The sequence below is a fragment of the Bradyrhizobium sp. BRP56 genome (assembly GCF_020194035.1).
In the GTDB taxonomy this organism is placed as follows: domain Bacteria; phylum Pseudomonadota; class Alphaproteobacteria; order Rhizobiales; family Xanthobacteraceae; genus Bradyrhizobium; species Bradyrhizobium australafricanum.
In genome coordinates, this window is the sequence record NZ_JADYVV010000235.1 from 1 (window position 1) to 395 (window position 395).

The 395-nt window shown below is 65.1% G+C and carries 1 protein-coding gene; it reads right to left on the reverse strand.

What is annotated here, in order from left to right:
* A partial coding sequence (locus I6F38_RS43550; protein ID WP_225164736.1) for an outer membrane protein transport protein occupies positions 1-395 on the reverse strand: 395 nt, incomplete at both ends.

Sequence of the window (395 nt, forward strand, 5' to 3'; positions counted from 1 at the left end):
ATTCCATCTTGTCCGAAGCGGCGTAGGTCATGCCCAGCGACAGCCACTTGCGGGTGGTGTCCGGCACGCGCACGTCGCGGTGGGCATCGGTGGTCGGGGTCTGGTCATAGGCCAGGCCGCCGCGCAGGGTCAGCTTGTCGTTCACGCGGAAATCGGTACCGATCGACGCGAAGGTGGTGTCACGGTAGTGGAACGGCAGCACGCTGTCCGGCTGGTTGGAGTCGTAATCGACGACGACCTGGTCGAACTTGCTCCACGCAGTGCGCGTGACTTCAGCCATGATCTGCCACTGGTCGTTCACACGGTGGGTGAAGCCCACGGAGGCGCTGGCCGGCAGGGTGATGGTCGCGCGACCGTTGCTGTCGATGAAGGTACCCGGGGCAGCAGTGGCCAGG